Origin of the sequence: Streptomyces sp. NPDC059003 (assembly GCF_042740445.1) — a bacterium.
Lineage (GTDB): Bacteria > Actinomycetota > Actinomycetes > Streptomycetales > Streptomycetaceae > Streptomyces.
On sequence record NZ_JBHYJH010000108.1, the window covers coordinates 16,851 to 33,425 of the forward strand.

17 protein-coding genes are annotated in these 16,575 nt (G+C 71.7%); 11 read left to right on the forward strand and 6 right to left on the reverse strand.

The genetic code is table 11. The annotated features are described in order from the left end of the window. Nucleotides 1-59: 59 nt before the first annotated feature. On the reverse strand, nt 60-1,586 hold the full coding sequence (locus ACFWZ5_RS30400; protein WP_384804993.1) for a gamma-aminobutyraldehyde dehydrogenase: 1,527 nt from the start codon (nt 1,584-1,586) through the stop codon (nt 60-62). Nucleotides 1,587-1,793: 207 nt separating this feature from the next. Here ACFWZ5_RS30400 and ACFWZ5_RS30405 point away from each other — a divergent pair, with 207 nt between their 5' ends. The 4 genes from ACFWZ5_RS30405 to ACFWZ5_RS30420 all read left to right on the forward strand — a co-directional run bounded on the left by ACFWZ5_RS30405 (nt 1,794) and on the right by ACFWZ5_RS30420 (nt 5,514). Then, a complete protein-coding gene (locus ACFWZ5_RS30405; protein WP_384804991.1) occupies nt 1,794-2,387 on the forward strand; it encodes an NADAR family protein in 594 nt (197 codons plus the stop codon). 529 nt (nt 2,388-2,916) lie between these two features. Continuing rightward, nucleotides 2,917-3,969, forward strand: coding sequence for an adenosine deaminase (locus tag ACFWZ5_RS30410; protein WP_384802394.1), 1,053 nt, complete (start codon nt 2,917-2,919; stop codon nt 3,967-3,969). Between the two features lie 31 nt (nt 3,970-4,000). Further along, nucleotides 4,001-4,726, forward strand: a complete 726-nt coding sequence (locus ACFWZ5_RS30415; RefSeq protein WP_384802391.1) for a glycerophosphodiester phosphodiesterase — start codon at nt 4,001-4,003, stop codon at nt 4,724-4,726. Next, the gene (locus ACFWZ5_RS30420) at nt 4,723-5,514 is read left to right on the forward strand and encodes an SAM-dependent methyltransferase (protein ID WP_384802388.1); all 792 of its coding nucleotides are present in this window, start codon (nt 4,723-4,725) and stop codon (nt 5,512-5,514) included. Before ACFWZ5_RS30415 ends, ACFWZ5_RS30420 begins: the two co-directional genes overlap by 4 nt. 9 nt (nt 5,515-5,523) lie before the next feature. Here the strand turns inward: ACFWZ5_RS30420 and ACFWZ5_RS30425 are convergent, their stop codons facing one another. Further along, nucleotides 5,524-6,129, reverse strand: coding sequence for an NADPH-dependent F420 reductase (locus ACFWZ5_RS30425; protein ID WP_384802385.1), 606 nt, complete (start codon nt 6,127-6,129; stop codon nt 5,524-5,526). A gap of 111 nt (nt 6,130-6,240) precedes the next feature. Between ACFWZ5_RS30425 and ACFWZ5_RS30430 the strand changes: the two genes are divergently transcribed. Then, nucleotides 6,241-6,612, forward strand: a complete 372-nt coding sequence (locus ACFWZ5_RS30430; RefSeq protein WP_384802397.1) for a winged helix-turn-helix transcriptional regulator — start codon at nt 6,241-6,243, stop codon at nt 6,610-6,612. A gap of 147 nt (nt 6,613-6,759) precedes the next feature. After that, nucleotides 6,760-7,953, forward strand: coding sequence for a serine hydrolase domain-containing protein (locus ACFWZ5_RS30435; RefSeq protein WP_384802382.1), 1,194 nt, complete (start codon nt 6,760-6,762; stop codon nt 7,951-7,953). Nucleotides 7,954-7,974: 21 nt separating this feature from the next. Here ACFWZ5_RS30435 and ACFWZ5_RS30440 read toward each other — a convergent pair whose 3' ends face one another. Beyond that, on the reverse strand, nt 7,975-8,625 hold the full coding sequence (locus ACFWZ5_RS30440; RefSeq protein ID WP_384802379.1) for a nitroreductase family protein: 651 nt from the start codon (nt 8,623-8,625) through the stop codon (nt 7,975-7,977). Between the two features lie 129 nt (nt 8,626-8,754). Here ACFWZ5_RS30440 and ACFWZ5_RS30445 point away from each other — a divergent pair, with 129 nt between their 5' ends. Then, nucleotides 8,755-9,465 (forward strand): IclR family transcriptional regulator, encoded by a 711-nt coding sequence (locus tag ACFWZ5_RS30445; RefSeq protein WP_384802376.1) that lies wholly within the window; start codon nt 8,755-8,757, stop codon nt 9,463-9,465. A 98-nt stretch (nt 9,466-9,563) separates the two neighbouring features. On the opposite strand, the gene ACFWZ5_RS30450 is transcribed toward ACFWZ5_RS30445, so the two are convergent. Continuing rightward, complete coding sequence (locus tag ACFWZ5_RS30450) at nt 9,564-10,310, reverse strand: SDR family NAD(P)-dependent oxidoreductase (RefSeq protein WP_384802373.1); 747 nt, start codon at nt 10,308-10,310, stop codon at nt 9,564-9,566. Between the two features lie 134 nt (nt 10,311-10,444). Between ACFWZ5_RS30450 and ACFWZ5_RS30455 the strand changes: the two genes are divergently transcribed. Beyond that, a complete protein-coding gene (locus tag ACFWZ5_RS30455) occupies nt 10,445-11,056 on the forward strand; it encodes a TetR/AcrR family transcriptional regulator (RefSeq protein ID WP_384802370.1) in 612 nt (203 codons plus the stop codon). Between the two features lie 83 nt (nt 11,057-11,139). Continuing rightward, nucleotides 11,140-11,742 (forward strand): GrpB family protein, encoded by a 603-nt coding sequence (locus ACFWZ5_RS30460; RefSeq protein ID WP_384802368.1) that lies wholly within the window; start codon nt 11,140-11,142, stop codon nt 11,740-11,742. Here the strand turns inward: ACFWZ5_RS30460 and ACFWZ5_RS30465 are convergent. Beyond that, on the reverse strand, nt 11,739-12,935 hold the full coding sequence (locus tag ACFWZ5_RS30465) for a spermidine/putrescine ABC transporter substrate-binding protein (protein ID WP_384802365.1): 1,197 nt from the start codon (nt 12,933-12,935) through the stop codon (nt 11,739-11,741). The two genes, ACFWZ5_RS30460 and ACFWZ5_RS30465, sit on opposite strands and share 4 nt — an antisense overlap. Nucleotides 12,936-13,036: 101 nt before the next feature. Beyond that, on the reverse strand, nt 13,037-14,473 hold the full coding sequence (locus ACFWZ5_RS30470; protein ID WP_384802362.1) for a gamma-aminobutyraldehyde dehydrogenase: 1,437 nt from the start codon (nt 14,471-14,473) through the stop codon (nt 13,037-13,039). A gap of 161 nt (nt 14,474-14,634) precedes the next feature. Here ACFWZ5_RS30470 and ACFWZ5_RS30475 point away from each other — a divergent pair, with 161 nt between their 5' ends. Both ACFWZ5_RS30475 and ACFWZ5_RS30480 read left to right on the forward strand, forming a co-directional pair. Next, nucleotides 14,635-15,138 carry an Lrp/AsnC family transcriptional regulator gene (locus tag ACFWZ5_RS30475; RefSeq protein ID WP_384802359.1) on the forward strand — a complete coding sequence of 168 codons (504 nt, stop codon included), beginning with the start codon at nt 14,635-14,637 and terminating at the stop codon, nt 15,136-15,138. Next, a complete protein-coding gene (locus ACFWZ5_RS30480) occupies nt 15,123-16,502 on the forward strand; it encodes an aspartate aminotransferase family protein (RefSeq protein ID WP_384802356.1) in 1,380 nt (459 codons plus the stop codon). Before ACFWZ5_RS30475 ends, ACFWZ5_RS30480 begins: the two co-directional genes overlap by 16 nt. The last annotated feature ends 73 nt before the right edge of the window (nt 16,503-16,575 follow it).

Here is a 16,575-nt window from a genome sequence, read left to right on the forward strand (position 1 = left end):
CCTTGCGGGAGGGTGAGGGGGCGGGCGCCGCCGGTCACGCGGCGCCCGGAGCCCGGGTGCTATCGGTCCCCGAAGATCGTGCGGTGCCAGTCCTTCCTGGCGACCGCGGTGTTGTCGTACATGACGTGCTTGATCTGCGTGTACTCCTCGAAGGAGTAGGCGGACATGTCCTTGCCGTAGCCGGACGCCTTGTAGCCGCCGTGCGGCATCTCGCTGAGGATCGGGATGTGGTCGTTGACCCAGACGCAGCCCGCCTTGATCTCGCGGGTGGCGCGGCCCGCGCGGAACACGTCGCGGGTCCAGGCGGACGCGGCGAGGCCGTAGGGGGTGTCGTTGGCGAGCCGCAGGCCCTCGTCGTCGGAGTCGAAGGGCAGCACGACGAGGACGGGGCCGAAGATCTCCGCCTGGACGACCTCGCTGTCCTGCGGGGCGTCGGCGATGAGGGTGGGCCGGTAGTACGCCCCGGGGTGATCGGGTGCCGCGCCGCCGGTGACCACGCGCGCGTACGCCCGGGCGCGGTCGACGAAACCGGCGACGCGGTCGCGGTGGGTGTGCGAGATCAGCGGCCCGAGGTCGGTGGCCGGGTCGAAGGGGTCGCCGACGCGCACGGTCCCCATGAGGTCGGCGACCCCGGAGACGAAGGCGTCGTACAGCGGGCGCTGGACGTACGCGCGCGTGGCGGCGGTGCAGTCCTGGCCGCTGTTGATCAGGGCGCCCGCGACGGCGCCGTGCACGGCGGCCTCCAGGTCGGCGTCGTCGAACACCACGAAGGGCGCCTTGCCGCCGAGCTCCAGGTGCAGGCGCTTGACGGTGGCGGTGGCGATCTCGGCGACGCGCTTGCCGACGCCGGTGGAGCCGGTGAAGGAGGTCATGGCGACGTCGGGGTGGCCGACGAGGTGCTCACCGGCCTCCTTGCCCGCGCCGGTGACGATGTTGAGGACGCCGTCGGGGATCCCGGCGGCGGTCGCGGCCTGCGCGAACATCAGCGACGTGAACGGCGTCAGCTCGGACGGCTTCAGGACGATGGTGTTGCCCGCGGCGATCGCGGGGAGGACCTTCCAGGCGGCCATCTGCAGCGGATAGTTCCACGGGGCGATGGAGCCGACGACGCCGATCGGTTCCCTGCGGACGTACGAGGTGTGGTCGCCGCCGTCGTACTCCCCCGCGGACTGGCCCGCCAGGTGGCGGGCGGCACCGGCGAAGAACGCGGTGTTGTCGACCGTGCCGGGGACGTCGAACTCGCGGCTCAGCTTGATCGGCTTGCCGCACTGGAGGGACTCGGCCCGGGCCAGGTCCTCGGCGCGGGCGGACAGCTCGGCGGCGAAGCGGTGCAGGGCGTCCGAGCGCTCACCCGGACTCGCGCCCGCCCAACCGGGGAAGGCGTCGGCCGCGGCGGCGACGGCGGCGTCCACGTCCTTCGCGCCCGCCAGCTCGTACGTGAGGACCTCGTCGCCGGTGGCCGGGTCGACGACCGCGTGGGTCCGGCCCGAGGTTCCCTGGGTGAGCCGCCCCGCGATGTACTGCGCGCCGTCCGCGAACCGCTCCCGCGCCGGGAAGAGGTCGTCGCGCGCCTGGGCTTTGTGCATGCCGCTCTCCTCCGCCGGCCGCCCCGTCCCGAGAGGGCTGGCGTAGTTCCAGATCGAATTGAGTGCCGATCCTGACAGAGGGCCGATAGTCCAACAAGTGATTCCGTTGTTGCCTTTTGGTTACGCGACGGAATCTGTCGACCAGGTGTCGAGTCGGCCCGGAAAAGGCGGGACGGAATGTCAGTGGTGCGTGTCAGGGTGGCGTGCATGAACGAGATCACGGGGGCGGACACGGCCGACACGGCCGACACGGCCGACATCCGGTCGATGGATTCCCTGAAAGCCGCGGTGCGCGCGGGGCGGCCGCTGAAATACGTGTACTTCTGGGGGCACTCCCCGCGCAGGGACGGGGCGCTCGGCGCGAGCTGCTTCAGCCAGTGGTGGCCGTCGCCCTTCACGGCCGACGGCGTGGAGTACGCGACGGCGGAGCACTGGATGATGGCCGCCAAGGCCCGCCTCTTCGGCGACGCGGAGGCCGAGCGCGCGGTGCTCGCGGCGCGCACGCCCGCCGAGGCGAAGCGGGCGGGGCGCCTGGTGCGGGGCTTCGACGACGCGATATGGGCCCGGGAGCGGTTCGGGATCGTGGTCCGGGGCAGCGTCCTGAAGTTCACCTCCGACGACGCGCTGCGGGCGTATCTGGTGGGCACGGGTGAGCGGGTCCTGGTGGAGGCCAGTCCGGTGGACGCGGTGTGGGGGGTCGGGCTCGACGCGGAGGGCGCGCGGAGCGCGGGGCCGGAGGGGTGGCGGGGGTTGAATCTGCTGGGGTTTGCGCTGATGTCCGCGCGGGATCGCTTGCGCTGAGCTTGAGCGGTTCCCTTTCCCACCCGCCCGCCCGTTTCCACCTTCACACCGGCCGAACGCCCCCGGCGAGGGCCGATCACCGCCGGCGACTGCGGCTCCGCGGGTGATTCCACCCCGCCCGTCCAGCCGTACGCCGGACGGGCACACCCGGCGGCTGCCAGGCCCGCCACACGCCGCCCTGCCCGCCGCTTCGCGGCGGGATCACCCCGCCCACCCACCCACACGCCGCCGACAGCGGGCAACCCCCACCAGAGACATCCACCCCACGTCAGGGTGGAAACGGGCGGGCGGGTGGGAAATGAACCGTCCGCGGAGGCGCAGCCGCCGACGGCGAGCAGCCCCCACGAGGGGCGTGCACCTGGCGTCAGGGTGGAAACGGGCGGGCGGGTGGGAAATGAACCATCCGCGGAGGCGCTGGCGCCCGCGGTGGGCGGGGGTGTGTCGGGCCGAAGGCCGTGGGCGCCGCCTACGATGACCCAGACCCTTGGGTCACCCGATCAGCCGATCAAATCGTTCCTGGGGAGGAACCGTGACCGATACATCCACCAACGCGGCAGCGCTCAGCTCCTTCATCGCAGGCCTGCCCAAGGCGGAGCTCCACGTCCACCACGTCGGCTCGGCCTCCCCGCGCATCGTCTCCGAGCTGGCGGCCCGGCACCCGGACTCCGCGGTGCCGACCGACCCGGAGGCCCTTGCCGACTACTTCACGTTCACGGACTTCGCGCACTTCATCAAGGTGTATCTGTCCGTCGTGGACCTGATCCGCACCCCGGACGACGTCCGCCTCCTCACCTACGAGGTGGCCCGCGACATGGCCCGGCAGAACGTGCGCTACGCCGAGCTGACCATCACCCCGTACTCCTCGGTGCGCCGCGGCATCGACGACCGCGCCTTCATGGACGCCATCGAGGACGCCCGCAAGGCCGCGGAGGACGAGTTCGGCACCGTACTGCGCTGGTGCTTCGACATCCCCGGCGAGGCGGGGCTCGTGTCGGCCGAGGAGACGCTCCGGCTCGCCACCACCGACAAGCTGCGCCCCGAGGGCCTGGTCTCCTTCGGGCTCGGCGGGCCCGAGATCGGCGTGCCGCGCCCGCAGTTCAAGCCCTACTTCGACCAGGCGATCGCCGCGGGCCTGCACTCGGTGCCGCACGCGGGCGAGACCACGGGCCCCGAGACCGTCTGGGACGCCCTGAACCACCTCGGCGCCGAGCGCATCGGTCACGGCACCACCTCCGCGCAGGACCCGAAGCTGCTCGCCCACCTCGCCGAGCACGGCATCCCGCTGGAGGTCTGCCCGACGTCGAACATCGCGACCCGCGCGGTCCGCACCCTCGAAGAGCACCCGATCAAGCAGTTCGTCGAGGCCGGCGTGACCGTGACCATCAACTCCGACGACCCGCCCATGTTCGGCACCGACCTCAACACGGAGTACGCGGTCGCCGCCCGCCTCCTCGACCTCGACGAGCGCGGCACGGCGGCCCTCGCGAAGAACGCGGTCGCGGCGTCCTTCCTCGACGAGGCGGGCAAGACGAAGCTCACCGCCGAGATCGACACGTACACGGAGACCTGGCTGGCCTCCTGACCCACGGCCGCCCCACGGCAACAATGGGCGCATGCGCACCGTGACTGCCGTGGCCCACCGAGGCGATCCCTACCGCGTCCGCGAGAACACCCTGCCGTCCTTGCGTTCCGCGTTCGCGCGGGGCGCGGACGCGGTGGAGATCGACGTCCGGCTCACCGCCGACGGCGTGCCCGTGCTCCTGCACGACCGCACGCTCGACCGGCTGTGGAAGCACGAGCGGCCGCTCGCCGTGCTCTCGGCCGACGAAGTGCGGGGCCTCTTCGAGGGCGGGGTGCCCACCCTCGAAGAGGCCCTGAAGGAGACCGACGGCCACCGCGTCCTGGTGGACCTCCCGGACGCGACGCCGGAAGCGGCCCGGGCGGTCGTCGCCACCGTCGCCGACTGCGGCGCGACGGACCGCGTGTACTACTGCGCGGGCCCCACCGCGATGCTCGCGGTGCGCGCCGCGGACCCCGCCGCGGAGATCGCGCTGACCTGGACGACGCTCGCGCCGCCGCGCCCCGCGCTGCTCACCGCGATCTCGCCGCGCTGGCTCAACTACCGCTTCGGCCTGGTGAGTCGGGGACTCGTGGACCGGGCGCACGGACAGGGCTACCTGATCTCCGCATGGACCGCCGACACGCGCCGCACCATGCGTAAGCTCCTCTCGTACGGGGTCGACTCGATCACGACCAACCGCGTCGACGCCCTCGCCGCCGTACTGACCGAACGGCACGGCCCGCGCACCCAGCAGACGGGGAAGGAACCGCACGAGTGACGGCAGACAGCACCGGCAGAATCCGCACGGACATCGCGCACAACGCCCGCGTGTGGAACTACTGGCTCGGCGGCAAGGACAACTACCAGGTGGACCGCGCCGTCGGCGACCAGGTCACGAAGATGTTCCCCGGCATCGGCGAAGTGGCCCGCGCCGACCGGGCGTTCCTCGGCCGTGCGGTGTCCCACCTCGTGGGCGACGTGGGCATCCGCCAGCTCCTGGACATCGGCACCGGCCTCCCCACGGGCGAGAACACCCACGAGGTGGCCCAGCGCATCGCGCCCGACGCCCGGATCGTCTACGTCGACAACGACCCGATCGTGCTGACCCACGCCGCCGCGCTGCTCACCAGCTCGCCGGAGGGCGTCACCACGTACATCGACGAGGACGCCCGCAACGCCGGGCGGATCGTCACGGCCGCCGCCCGCACCCTCGACTTCGAGCGGCCCGTCGCCGTGATGCTGCTCGGCATCCTCAACTTCATCCCCGAGACCGACGTGACCCATGACATCGTCCGCACCCTCATGGCCGCGGTGCCGTCCGGGAGTCACCTGGTCATGACCCATCCCACGCTGGACGCCGACGTCGGCGGCGCGGACAACCAGCCGGCGATGGACTTCTGGAACGAGAACGCGACCCCGCCGATCACCGGCCGCACCCGCGCCGAGTTCCTGTCCTACTTCGACGGCCTTGAACTGCTCGACCCGGGCGTCGAGTCGTGCGCGCGCTGGCGGTATCCGCAGGCGGCAGCGGTCCCGCAGTACGGCGCGGTGGCCCGCAAGCCGTAGCCCCCGGGCCTACGCCTGCGCGAGCGGCGGCACGATCGCCTGCGCGTCCACGCCCTGGCCCACCCACAGGCCGATGAGCAGCGCCGCCGTCGCCTCCACGAGCCCGGTCCTGCCGAGCCCGCCCGCGTCGTACGGCGCGCACCCCAGGTCGCGCACCAACCCCCGCACCGCCTCCAGGGCGTCGCGGTCGTCGCCGCACACCGGCACCGCGAGGGGCCGTCCGTCGAAGACCGGCGGGGTCAGCCGCCACACGCTCTCGTGGCACAGGTTGAACGCCTTCACGACGCGGGCGCCCGGCGCCGCGGCGGCGAGCCGCTGCGCCGCGGCCGGACCGCCGTCCGTGAGCAGCCGGAAGCCCTCGCCCACCGGGTTGCAGCAGTCGATCAACACCCGGCCCCGCAGGGCGACTTCGAGCCCCGCGACGACCTCGGCGCCCACCGCGTACGGCAGGGCGAACAGCACGGCGCCGTCGCCGAACTCCGCGGCCTGCGTCAGGGAGCCGTGGCCGACGGCCCCGACGCGCTCCGCGAGCCGCGCCGCCCGCTCCTCGTCCCGGCCGCCGACGAACACCTGATGCCCGGCCCGCGCCCACTGTCCACCCAGCGCGTCGGCCATGTTTCCCGTACCTAGTACACCGATCCGCATGCCTGTTCCTCTCGTGTTCCGCCCCGGACCCCGGGGTGTGCCACGACAGTAGGAAGGCGCTCAGGCACCATTCGGTACGTGATGGAATCCGCCGCATCCGATGACTTCCTCGCCGACTGCCGGGCCCGGCTCGCCTTCGACCTGCTCGCGAACACCTGGAACGCGGTGCTGCTGTGGGCGCTGCGCGGCGGCCCGCGCCGTCCCGGCGAGCTCCGCGACCGCATCGGCGGCATCAGCCCGAAGGTCCTGACGCAGACCCTGCGGCGCCTGGAGTACAACGGCCTGGTGGCGCGCAGGGCGTACGCCGAGTCGCCGCCGCGCGTCGAGTACGAGCTCACCGCCCTCGGCCGGTCGCTGCTTCCGCCCATCGAGGCGTTCGGGGCGTGGGCGTTCGAGCACGGGGACGCGGTGCTCGCCGCACAGGACGACGCCGAGTCCAGGGCCGCCCCTTAAGGGGTTTCCCCGTCGAGGTCCCCGACGCCGGGGCGGGGCGGGCCCCGAGTGAACTCCGGGCCCGTACCCCTCCCCGGCGACGATCCGCCCCGCCCGCCCCGTCGCGAAGGATGAGTCCGAACCCCGGCACTCACCCTGGAGCAGCCCATGCGCGTACGTCCCGCCGCCTCCGCCGCGCTCGCCGCGGCCGTGGTCCTCGGTCTCACCGCCACCGCGGCGGCACCCGCACTCGCCGCCGACACCGCCCCCGCGGCCGCCGTCCGCGCCTCGGGCCCCGACGCCGAGGCCCTGCGGGCCGCGATCGCGGGTCTGCCGAACGCCGACGCGACCGCCGCCCTCGTCCGCGTCGGGGGCAAGGACGGGTCCTGGCGCGGCAGTTCGGGGGTGCGGGACCTGAGGACGGGGCGCGCGGCCGACCCGGACGGGCGGTTCCGGGCCGGGTCCGTCACCAAGGTGGTGACGGCGGCCGTCGTCCTGCAGCTCGCGAGCGAGGGCGAGGTCGATCTGGACGCACCCGTGCAGGACTATCTGCCGGAGGTGTTCGCGCCGAACGCCAAGGCCTTCGACAAGCCCATCTCCGTACGCCAACTCCTCAACCACACCAGCGGGCTGAAGCCGGGCCGCGGCCTCGGCGAGACCTTCGAGGAGCTGTACGCGCACCGCTTCGACACGCTCACGCCGCAGGAGGTCGCCGCCGCGTCGATCGCCAAGGGACCCGCGCACGCGCCGGGCACGAAGCAGGAGTACCTGGGCATCAACTACACGCTGCTCGGCCTGCTGATCGAGAAGGTCACGGGGCATGCGTACGAGCACGAGGCCACCCGGCGCGTGCTGCGCCCCGCGGGCATGCGGCACTCCTCGTTCCCCGGCACCGACCCGCGCATCCACGGCCCGCACAACCGCGGCTACCAGGCGGTGCGGAACCCCGACGGGAGCACCCGGTACGTCGACGTCACCGAGTGGAACCAGCGCGACCGCATGGCGGGCGGCGACATGATCTCGACGACCGCCGACCTGGAGCGTCTGACCATGGCGCTGTTCCGCGGCAGGCTCGTGCCGAAGCCGCAGCTGGAGGAGATGTTCACGCTGCCGCCCGGCATCGACGGCGCCACGATGAGCGCGGGCCTGCAGCGGTACGAGTCCGGCGGGCGGGAGATCTGGCTGAAGACCGGCAGCCGCCACGGCTACAACTCGATCGTCGCCGCCACGCGCCAACGGGGCGAGACCCGCGTCCCGGACATGACCCTCGTCTACTCGGTCAACTCCACCGACGCCAAGGGCGAGGACATGAACCGCGTCGTCCAGCGCATCGTCGCGGCCGCGCTCAAGCCCCGCACCTGACCCTCACCACACGGGAGACCCTCACCACGCGTCCCAGTGGAGCACCTGCTCGCGCGGGATCCGCTCGGCCGGGCGGAAGTCCGTGCCGATGGTGTGCGCCACCGGGATCAGGGCCGCCTGCATCACGTCCCCGTAGGGGATGCCCAGGATGCGGGCGGCCTCCTTCTCGTTGGCGACGTTGCCGGTCGTCCAGACCGTGCCGAGGCCGCGGGCGCGGGCCGCGAGCATGAAGCTCCACGCCGCGGGCAGGATCGAGCCCCACGTGCCCGCCTGGTGGACGACCGCCGCGCCCTCCGTGCGGCCCTCGACGCACGGAACGACCAGGGCCGGGACCTCGTGCAGCCGCTCGAAGAGGTGGGCGGCGCCGGAGAAGACGCGGCCCATGACGCCGGGCTTGACGTTCATGCGGCGTACGTCGCGCTCGCGCAGGGCCGGTGAGGCGCCGGGGGTCGCGACGCCGGCCCGCCAGGCGTCGGCGAGCGCGGCACGCCGGTCCGGGTCGGTGACGATCACGAAGTGCCAGCGCTGGCGGTTGCGTCCGGTGGGCGCCTGCACCGCCAGATCCACGCACTCCTCGAGGAGTTCTCGGGCGACGGGGCGGGTGAGGTCGAGGCGGTGGCGTACCGCGCGGGTGGTGGAAAGGAGCTGGTCGGAAGAGAGGCCGAGTGTCATGCGTTGACCTTCACGCGCGGCGGCCCAGGGCGGCAACGGGCCGCTTCCACTGGGTGAAAGCCACCGAGTGAAGGCCACCGAGTGAAAGCCACTGGGTGCAAGCCACGACATGGAGTGAGGCGGTACGGCATGGGGGAAAGCGTGGCCGGGCGGGTGCTCTCCGTCCTCGACGCGTTCGCGGACGGGCCCGGGACGCTGCGGCTCACCGATGTCGCGCGGCACACGGGGCTGCCGCTGCCGACGGCGCTGCGGATGGTGCGGGAGCTGGTCGCGTGGGGCGGCCTGGAGCGGTCGTCGGACGGCTCGTACCGGCTGGGTACGCGCATGCGGGTGCTGGGGTCGGCGGCGCTGTGCCCGCGCGGGCTGCTCGCCGCCGCGCTGCCGTCGCTGCGGGCCCTCGCGGGGCGCACCGGGGGCCATGCGGACATCGCGGTGGAGTCCGGGGGCCTCGCGCTGCTGCTGGTGAGCGGGGAGCGGCTGCCGTTGCGGGCGACGGCGGCCGGGAAGGTGCTGCTCGCGGCCGGCCTCGGCCCCGCTCCGGAGGAGGGACCGCTCCCCCGGTACACCGCCCGCACGATCACCTCGCCCCAGCGCCTCGCCGCCCAGCTCGCGCGCGTGCGCGAGGACGGCATCGCGGCGGCCCACGAGGAGTACCGGCTCGGCGAACTGACGTACGCGGCCCCGGTGCTCGACCCCACCGGCACCGCGTTCGCCGCCGTCTCCGTGACGGCCCGCACGGGCACCCCGCACGCCCGCCTGACATCGGCGGTACGCACGGCGGCCACGACGACGTCGGCGGCGTACGCGGCGGCGTACCCGATGGCTAGGGCCCCGCGCTGAGCAAGCGCGGGGGGGGCAGCGCCCCGAAGGGGCGCGGGGAACTGCGCGCCCAGCCACGACGCACCCGCAGATGTAAACCGGCAAACCCAGCGGAGCGCCTACGCGTTAGTACCGCCGTCCACCGTGAACTCCGCCCCCGTAATCGTCCGCCCGCCGGGCCCCACCAGGTGTGCCACCGTCGCCGCGATGTCCGCGGGGTCGGAGTAGCCGCCGAGGGCGGACAGACCGCGCTGGAAGTCCGCGGACTCGCCGTCGGCCGGGTTCATGTCCGTGTTCGTCGAGCCCGGGTTCACCAGGTTGACGTTGATGCCGCGCGGGCCGAGCTCACGGGCGAGGCCCTTGGTGAAGCCGCTCAGGGCGGACTTGCTCATGCTGTACAGGACGATGCCCGGAAATGGCACGCGGTCCGCGAGGTTGCTGCCGATGCTCACGATGCGCCCGCCCCTGGGCAGATGCGCGAGCGCGGCCTGCGCGCCCACGAACGCGGCGCGCGCGTGGATGGCGAGGGTGCGGTCGATCTCGTCGACCGTGACCTCCTCGACGGGCCCGTGCGGGAACACGCCCGCGTTGTTGACGAGGATGTCGAGCCGCCCGAGCTCCCGTGCCGCCCGCGCCACCGCGTCCGTGACGGCCGCGGCGTCCGCCGCGTCGGCCTGGATCGCCACCGCGCGCCGCCCCGACGCCGCCACGTCGGCGACGACGGCCTCGGCCTTCGCCTTCCCCGCGGGGCTCACGTACGTGAACGCCACGTCGGCGCCGTCGTGCGCGAGCCGGCGCACGATCGCCGCGCCGATGCCCCTGCTGCCGCCCGTGACCAGCGCCGCCTTGCCCTGAAGGTCCGTCATCCCAGCCCCAAAGTCTCTCGGTAAGGTCCGGCACTTATTTCTGTGCCGATCGACACAGAAACCTTCACACGGGCGCACGGCCGCGTCAAGGCCTATATTTGTCGTTCACTACAGAAATAAGGGAGGTGCGGACCGTGGCGGGACGCGGACGCCCCCGGAGCTTCGACCGGACCACGGCCCTGCGGCGGGCCATGGAACTGTTCTGGGAGCAGGGGTACGAGGCGACGTCGATGACCGACCTCACCTCGGCCATGGGCATCGCATCGCCCAGCCTCTACGCCGCGTTCGGCTCCAAGGAACAGCTGTTCCGCGAGGCGGTGGCGCTGTACGACGCCACGGAGGGCTCGTACATGGCGGACGCGTTCGGCGAGGGCACCACCGCGCGCGGCGCCATCGCGGCCCTGCTGCGCGAGAAGGCCCGCGCCTACACCGAGCCCGGCAAACCCCCCGGCTGCATGATCGTCCTGGCCGCGACCAACTGCTCCGAGGCCAACTCCCCCGTGCGGCAGCACCTCGCGGACCTGCGCAGCTCCGGCAGGGACCTGATGATCCGCCGCTTCGAGCAGGGCGTACGGGACGGCGAACTGCCCGAGGGCACCGACGCCGCGGCCGCGACCGACTTCTACTCGGCCGTGCTCCAGGGCATGTCGTTCCAGGCCCGCGACGGCGCGTCCCGCGCGGAGCTCGACGAGATCGCGGAGCGGGCGATCGCCGCGTGGGACGCGGTGGTCGCGCCGAAGCGCTAGCAACGCGCCTTTGATCTACTGGAGTTGACGCGGCGCGCACCAGCGGCGAGCGCCGCCCGACGCCGGAGGCAGGAGAGCCACCCATGCCCGAGCAGGAGATCCCGCGCACCCCCATGACCGCCGACGAGATCGAGGCGGCCAACCTGGGCGCGGCCCCCAAGCTGAACGGCCGAGTCGTCCTGCGCGACTACGACCCGCGCTGGCCGGAGATGTTCGAGCGGGAGGCCGCGCGGATGCGGGAGCGGCTCGGCGGCCCCGGCCACCGGATCGAGCACGTCGGCTCCACCTCCGTACCCGGCCTGCCCGCCAAGCCGGTCGTCGACCTGCTCCTGGTCGTCCCCGACTCCGCCGACGAGCCGTCCTACGTCCCCGCCCTGGAGGGCCTCGGCTTCGCGCTCGTCATCCGCGAGCCGGAGTGGTACGAGCACCGCGTCCTGCGCAAGCACTACGCGAACGAGCCGGCCGAGTACGCCAACCTGCACGTCCTGTCGGCGGGCTGCCCGGAGGCCGACCGCATGCTCCTCTTCCGCGACCGGCTGCGCACCCACAGCGGCGACCGTGAGCTGTACGCCGCGACCAAGCGCTCCCTGGCCCGGCGGACATGGGAGTACACGCAGAACTACGCCGACGCCAAGTCCGAGGTCGTCGCGGACATCCTGGAACGCGCGGCGGCCGACAGGCCCTAGAGCCCCGCCAGCGCGTTCCACCGGCGCGCGAATTCCGGGCGCTCCTTCGCCGTGATGTCCCGCGCGATCGCGAGCCGTTTGCGCATGCGGTCGTCGGGGAAGATCAGCGGGTTCTCCGCGAGTGCGGCGAGCTCCTTGTCCTTGGCGGAGGCGAGGACGTCGCGGGCGGCCGGCACGGGGCAGACGTAGTTGACCCAGGCGGCGAGCTCGGCCGCCACCTCGGGCTGGTAGTAGTGGTCGATCAGCTTCTCGGCGTTGCGCTTGTGGCGGGCGAGGTTGGGGATCATCAGGGACTCGGCCCAGAGCTCGGCCCCCTCCTCCGGCACCACGAACTCGATGTCGGGGTCGTCGGCCTTGAGCTGGATGACGTCGCCGCTGTAGGCCTGGCAGGCGAGGACGTCGCCGCTGGCGAGGTCCTTGATGTAGTCGTTGCCGGTGAACCGCCGTATGTGGTGGCTGCGCACCCGCTTGTCGACCTGGTCGCACATGCGGTGGAAGTCGTCGGCCGTCCACCGCGTGACGTCGACGCCGTCGCCCTGCATCAGCAGCGCGAACGCCTCGTCGAGCCCGGACAGGAGGGTGACGCGGCCCTTCAGGTCGTCGGCCCACAGGTCCGACACGTGCCGGATCTCCCGGCCGAGCCTGCGCTTGTTGTACGCGATGCCGGTGATGCCGGACTGCCAGGGCACGGTGGAGGTGCGGCCCGGGTCGAAGTGCGGCGAGCGCAGGAGCGGGTCGAGGTACTGGGTGACGTGGGGCTGGCGCGCCCGGTCCATCTCCTGGACCCAGCCGAGCCGGACGAAGCGCGCGCACATCCAGTCGCTGATGACGATGAGGTCCCGGCCGGTCTCCTGGTGGTTCATCAGGGACGGGCTGATCTTGCCGAAGAACTCGTCGTTGTCGTTGATCTCCTCCGTGTAGCGGACGTCGATGCCGGTCCGCTTCTCGAAGGCGTCGAGCGTGGGCCGCCTCGCCTTGTCCTTGTCGTCGGTGTCGATGTACAGCGGCCAGTTGGCGAACGTCAGCTTCCGCTCCCGGTCCGAGCGGTCCTTCGCCGCGCGGTCGGCGGGTTCGATGTACGCGGCGGGCACCCCGCAGCCCGCGAGGGCGGCCAGGGCCCCCGCGGCGCCGATGCCCTTGAGGAACGTACGGCGTGACCTCACGGACGGCGTACGACGTGCGGCAACTGTCATGCCCCCACCCTCACTTCACGCACGCGGGGCGGGCAATGGACAAGGTGTCCACCGCCCGCCCCGCGGATGACTCAGAACGTCAGCCGATCGACGTCACAGCGTCAGCCGATCGACGTCATCACGTGCTTGATGCGCGTGTAGTCGTCGAAGCCGTACGCCGACAGGTCCTTGCCGTAGCCGGACTTCTTGAAGCCGCCGTGCGGCATCTCGGCGACCAGCGGGATGTGCGTGTTGATCCAGACGCAGCCGAAGTCGAGCGCCTTGGACATGCGCATCGCGCGGGCGTGGTCCTTGGTCCACACCGAGGAGGCGAGGGCGTAGTCGACGCCGTTGGCGTAACTGATGGCCTGGGCCTCGTCGGTGAAGGACTGGACCGTGATGACCGGGCCGAAGACCTCGTTCTGGATGATCTCGTCGTCCTGCTTGAGGCCCGAGACGACGGTCGGCGCGAAGAAGTAGCCCTTCTCGCCGACGCGCTGGCCGCCCGTCTCCACCTTCGCGTGCGCGGGCAGGCGGTTGATGAAGCCCTCGACCTGGGCGAGCTGGTTGGGGTTGTTGAGCGGCCCGTACAGGACGTCCTCGTCGTCCGGCTGGCCGGTCTTGGTGTCGGCGGCGGCCTTGGCGAGCGCCGTCACGAACTCGTCGTGGATGGACTCGTGGACGAGGACGCGGGTCGCGGCCGTACAGTCCTGGCCCGCGTTGAAGAAGCCCGCCACCGAGATGTCCTCGACGGCCTTGGCGATGTCGGTGTCCTCGAAGACCACGACGGGCGCCTTGCCGCCGAGCTCCAGGTGCACGCGCTTGAGGTCCTTGGACGCGGACTCGGCGACCTGCATGCCGGCGCGCACGGAGCCGGTGATGGAGGCCATCGCCGGGGTCGGGTGCTCCACCATGGCGCGGCCCGTGTCGCGGTCGCCGGTGACGACGTTGAAGACGCCGGGCGGCACGATGGAGCCGATGATCTCGGCCATCAGGACGGTCGACGCGGGCGTGGTGTCCGACGGCTTGAGGACGACCGTGTTGCCCGCGGCGAGCGCCGGGGCGAACTTCCACACGCCCATCATCATCGGGTAGTTCCACGGCGCGACCTGCGCGCAGACGCCGATCGGCTCGCGGCGGACGATGGAGGTCAGGCCCTCCATGTACTCGCCGGCGGCGCGGCCTTCGAGCATCCGGGCCGCGCCCGCGAAGAAGCGGATCTGGTCGACCATCGGCGGGATCTCTTCGGTGCGGGTCAGGCCGATGGGCTTGCCCGTGTTCTCCACCTCCGCGGCGATGAGCTCCTCGGCCCGCTCCTCGAACGCGTCGGCGATCTTCAGCAGGGCCTTCTGCCGCTCGGCGGGCACGAGGTCGCGCCAGGCCGGGAAGGCGTCGGCGGCGGCCTTCATGGCCGCGTCGACGTCGGCCTTGCCGGACAGCGGGGCGGTGGCGTACGCCTCGCCGGTCGCCGGATTGATCACCTCGGTGGTCCGTCCGTCGGCCGCGTCCCGGAACTCCCCGTTGATGTAGTTGCGCAGACGCCGCAGCTCGGTGCTCACTTCCGGCCCTCCAGTCAGTGTCCAGTGGATGAGACACCCACCCTAGTCCGTACACCGACGCTTTCAACATACCCAGCGGCCCATGACTGCGAAATCCGTGCTTCCACCACCCCTAGGCAACGAATTTCATTGATCCGGCCTTGCGGAACTGTCGAGACGTCGTGCAGAGTGAAGACGTGGCCAGTCGAAGCGCAGACCCCAGGACCGGGAACGGATCGCCCGCGATCGATGCCGTCTCCCTGGCAATCATCGAACAGCTCCAGGAGGACGGCCGCCGCCCGTACGCCGCGATCGGCAAGGCCGTCGGCCTCTCCGAGGCGGCCGTGCGCCAGCGCGTCCAGAAGCTCCTGGACCAGGGCGTGATGCAGATCGTCGCCGTCACGGACCCGCTCACCGTGGGCTTCCGGCGCCAGGCGATGGTCGGCATCAACGTCGAGGGCGACCTGGAGCCGGTGGCGGAAGCGCTCACGGCCATGTCCGAGTGCGAGTACGTGGTGATGACCGCGGGCTCCTTCGACCTGATGGTGGAGATCGTCTGCGAGGACGACGACCACCTCCTGAACGTGATCAACAAGCGGATCCGCGCGCTCCCCGGCGTGCGCTCCACCGAGAGCTTCGTTTATCTCAAGCTGAAGAAGCAGACCTACATGTGGGGAACCCGATAGCCGTGAGCAAGGACCTCAGCAAAGCCGCGTACGACCACCTGTGGATGCACTTCACGCGCATGTCGTCGTACGAGAACGCGCCCGTGCCCACCATCGTGCGGGGCGAGGGCACCTACATCTACGACGACAAGGGCAAGAAGTACCTCGACGGTCTCGCGGGCCTGTTCGTGGTCCAGGCGGGCCACGGCCGCCAGGAGCTCGCCGAAGTCGCCGCGAAGCAGGCCGCCGACCTCGCCTTCTTCCCCATCTGGTCGTACGCCCACCCCAAGGCCGTCGAACTGGCGGAGCGGCTCGCCCACTACGCGCCGGGCGACCTGAACAAGGTCTTCTTCACCACCGGCGGCGGCGAGGCCGTCGAGACCGCCTGGAAGCTGGCCAAGCAGTACCACAAGCTCACCGGCAACCACACGAAGTACAAGGTCATCTCGCGCGCGGTCGCCTACCACGGCACCCCGCAGGGCGCCCTGTCCATCACGGGCCTGCCCGCCCTGAAGGCCCCCTTCGAACCCCTCGTGCCCGGCGCCCACAAGGTCCCGAACACGAACATCTACCGCGCCCCGATCCACGGCGACGACCCGGAGGCCTTCGGCCGCTGGGCCGCCGACCAGATCGAGCAGGAGATCCTCTTCGAGGGCCCCGAGACCGTCGCCGCGGTCTTCCTGGAGCCGGTGCAGAACGCGGGCGGCTGCTTCCCGCCGCCGCCCGGCTACTTCCAGCGGGTCCGCGAGATCTGCGACCGGTACGGCGTGCTGCTCGTCTCCGACGAGGTCATCTGCGCCTTCGGCCGCCTCGGCACGATGTTCGCCTGCGACAAGTTCGGCTACGTCCCCGACATCATCACCTGCGCCAAGGGCATGACCTCGGGCTACTCCCCGATCGGCGCGGCCATCGTCTCGGACCGCGTCGCCGAGCCGTTCTACAAGGGCGACAACACCTTCCTGCACGGCTACACCTTCGGCGGCCACCCGGTCTCCGCCGCCGTCGGCCTCGCCAACCTCGACATCTTCGAGCGCGAGGGCCTCAACCAGCACGTGCTCGACAACGAGGGCGCGTTCCTGACCACCCTCCAGAAGCTGCACGACCTGCCGATCGTCGGCGACGTCCGCGGCAACGGCTTCTTCTACGGCATCGAGCTCGTCAAGGACAAGGCCACCAAGGAGTCCTTCACGGACGAGGAGTCGGAGCGCGTGCTCTACGGCTTCGTGTCCAAGAAGCTCTTCGAGTACGGCCTGTACTGCCGCGCCGACGACCGCGGTGACCCCGTCATCCAGCTGTCGCCGCCGCTGGTCTCCGACCAGTCGACGTTCGACGAGATCGAGTCCATCGTCCGCCAGGTCCTGACGGAGGCCTGGTCCAAGATCTGACCCTGGTCCAAGATCTGACCGCGTCACAGAGATCAGCACCGGCCCGGGTGCGCCCATCCCCGTGAGATGGGCG

What these genes read in the sequence shown, in the direction of transcription:
- ACFWZ5_RS30400 (WP_384804993.1), bottom strand. Translation starts at nt 1,586, where the DNA reads ATGCACAAAGCCCAGGCGCGCGACGACCTCTTCCCGGCGCGGGAGCGG.
- ACFWZ5_RS30405 (WP_384804991.1), top strand. Translation starts at nt 1,794, where the DNA reads ATGAACGAGATCACGGGGGCGGACACGGCCGACACGGCCGACACGGCC.
- ACFWZ5_RS30415 (WP_384802391.1), top strand. Translation starts at nt 4,001, where the DNA reads ATGCGCACCGTGACTGCCGTGGCCCACCGAGGCGATCCCTACCGCGTC.
- ACFWZ5_RS30425 (WP_384802385.1), bottom strand. Translation starts at nt 6,129, where the DNA reads ATGGCCGACGCGCTGGGTGGACAGTGGGCGCGGGCCGGGCATCAGGTG.
- ACFWZ5_RS30430 (WP_384802397.1), top strand. Translation starts at nt 6,241, where the DNA reads ATGGAATCCGCCGCATCCGATGACTTCCTCGCCGACTGCCGGGCCCGG.
- ACFWZ5_RS30435 (WP_384802382.1), top strand. Translation starts at nt 6,760, where the DNA reads ATGCGCGTACGTCCCGCCGCCTCCGCCGCGCTCGCCGCGGCCGTGGTC.
- ACFWZ5_RS30440 (WP_384802379.1), bottom strand. Translation starts at nt 8,625, where the DNA reads ATGACACTCGGCCTCTCTTCCGACCAGCTCCTTTCCACCACCCGCGCG.
- ACFWZ5_RS30445 (WP_384802376.1), top strand. Translation starts at nt 8,755, where the DNA reads ATGGGGGAAAGCGTGGCCGGGCGGGTGCTCTCCGTCCTCGACGCGTTC.
- ACFWZ5_RS30450 (WP_384802373.1), bottom strand. Translation starts at nt 10,310, where the DNA reads ATGACGGACCTTCAGGGCAAGGCGGCGCTGGTCACGGGCGGCAGCAGG.
- ACFWZ5_RS30460 (WP_384802368.1), top strand. Translation starts at nt 11,140, where the DNA reads ATGCCCGAGCAGGAGATCCCGCGCACCCCCATGACCGCCGACGAGATC.
- ACFWZ5_RS30465 (WP_384802365.1), bottom strand. Translation starts at nt 12,935, where the DNA reads ATGACAGTTGCCGCACGTCGTACGCCGTCCGTGAGGTCACGCCGTACG.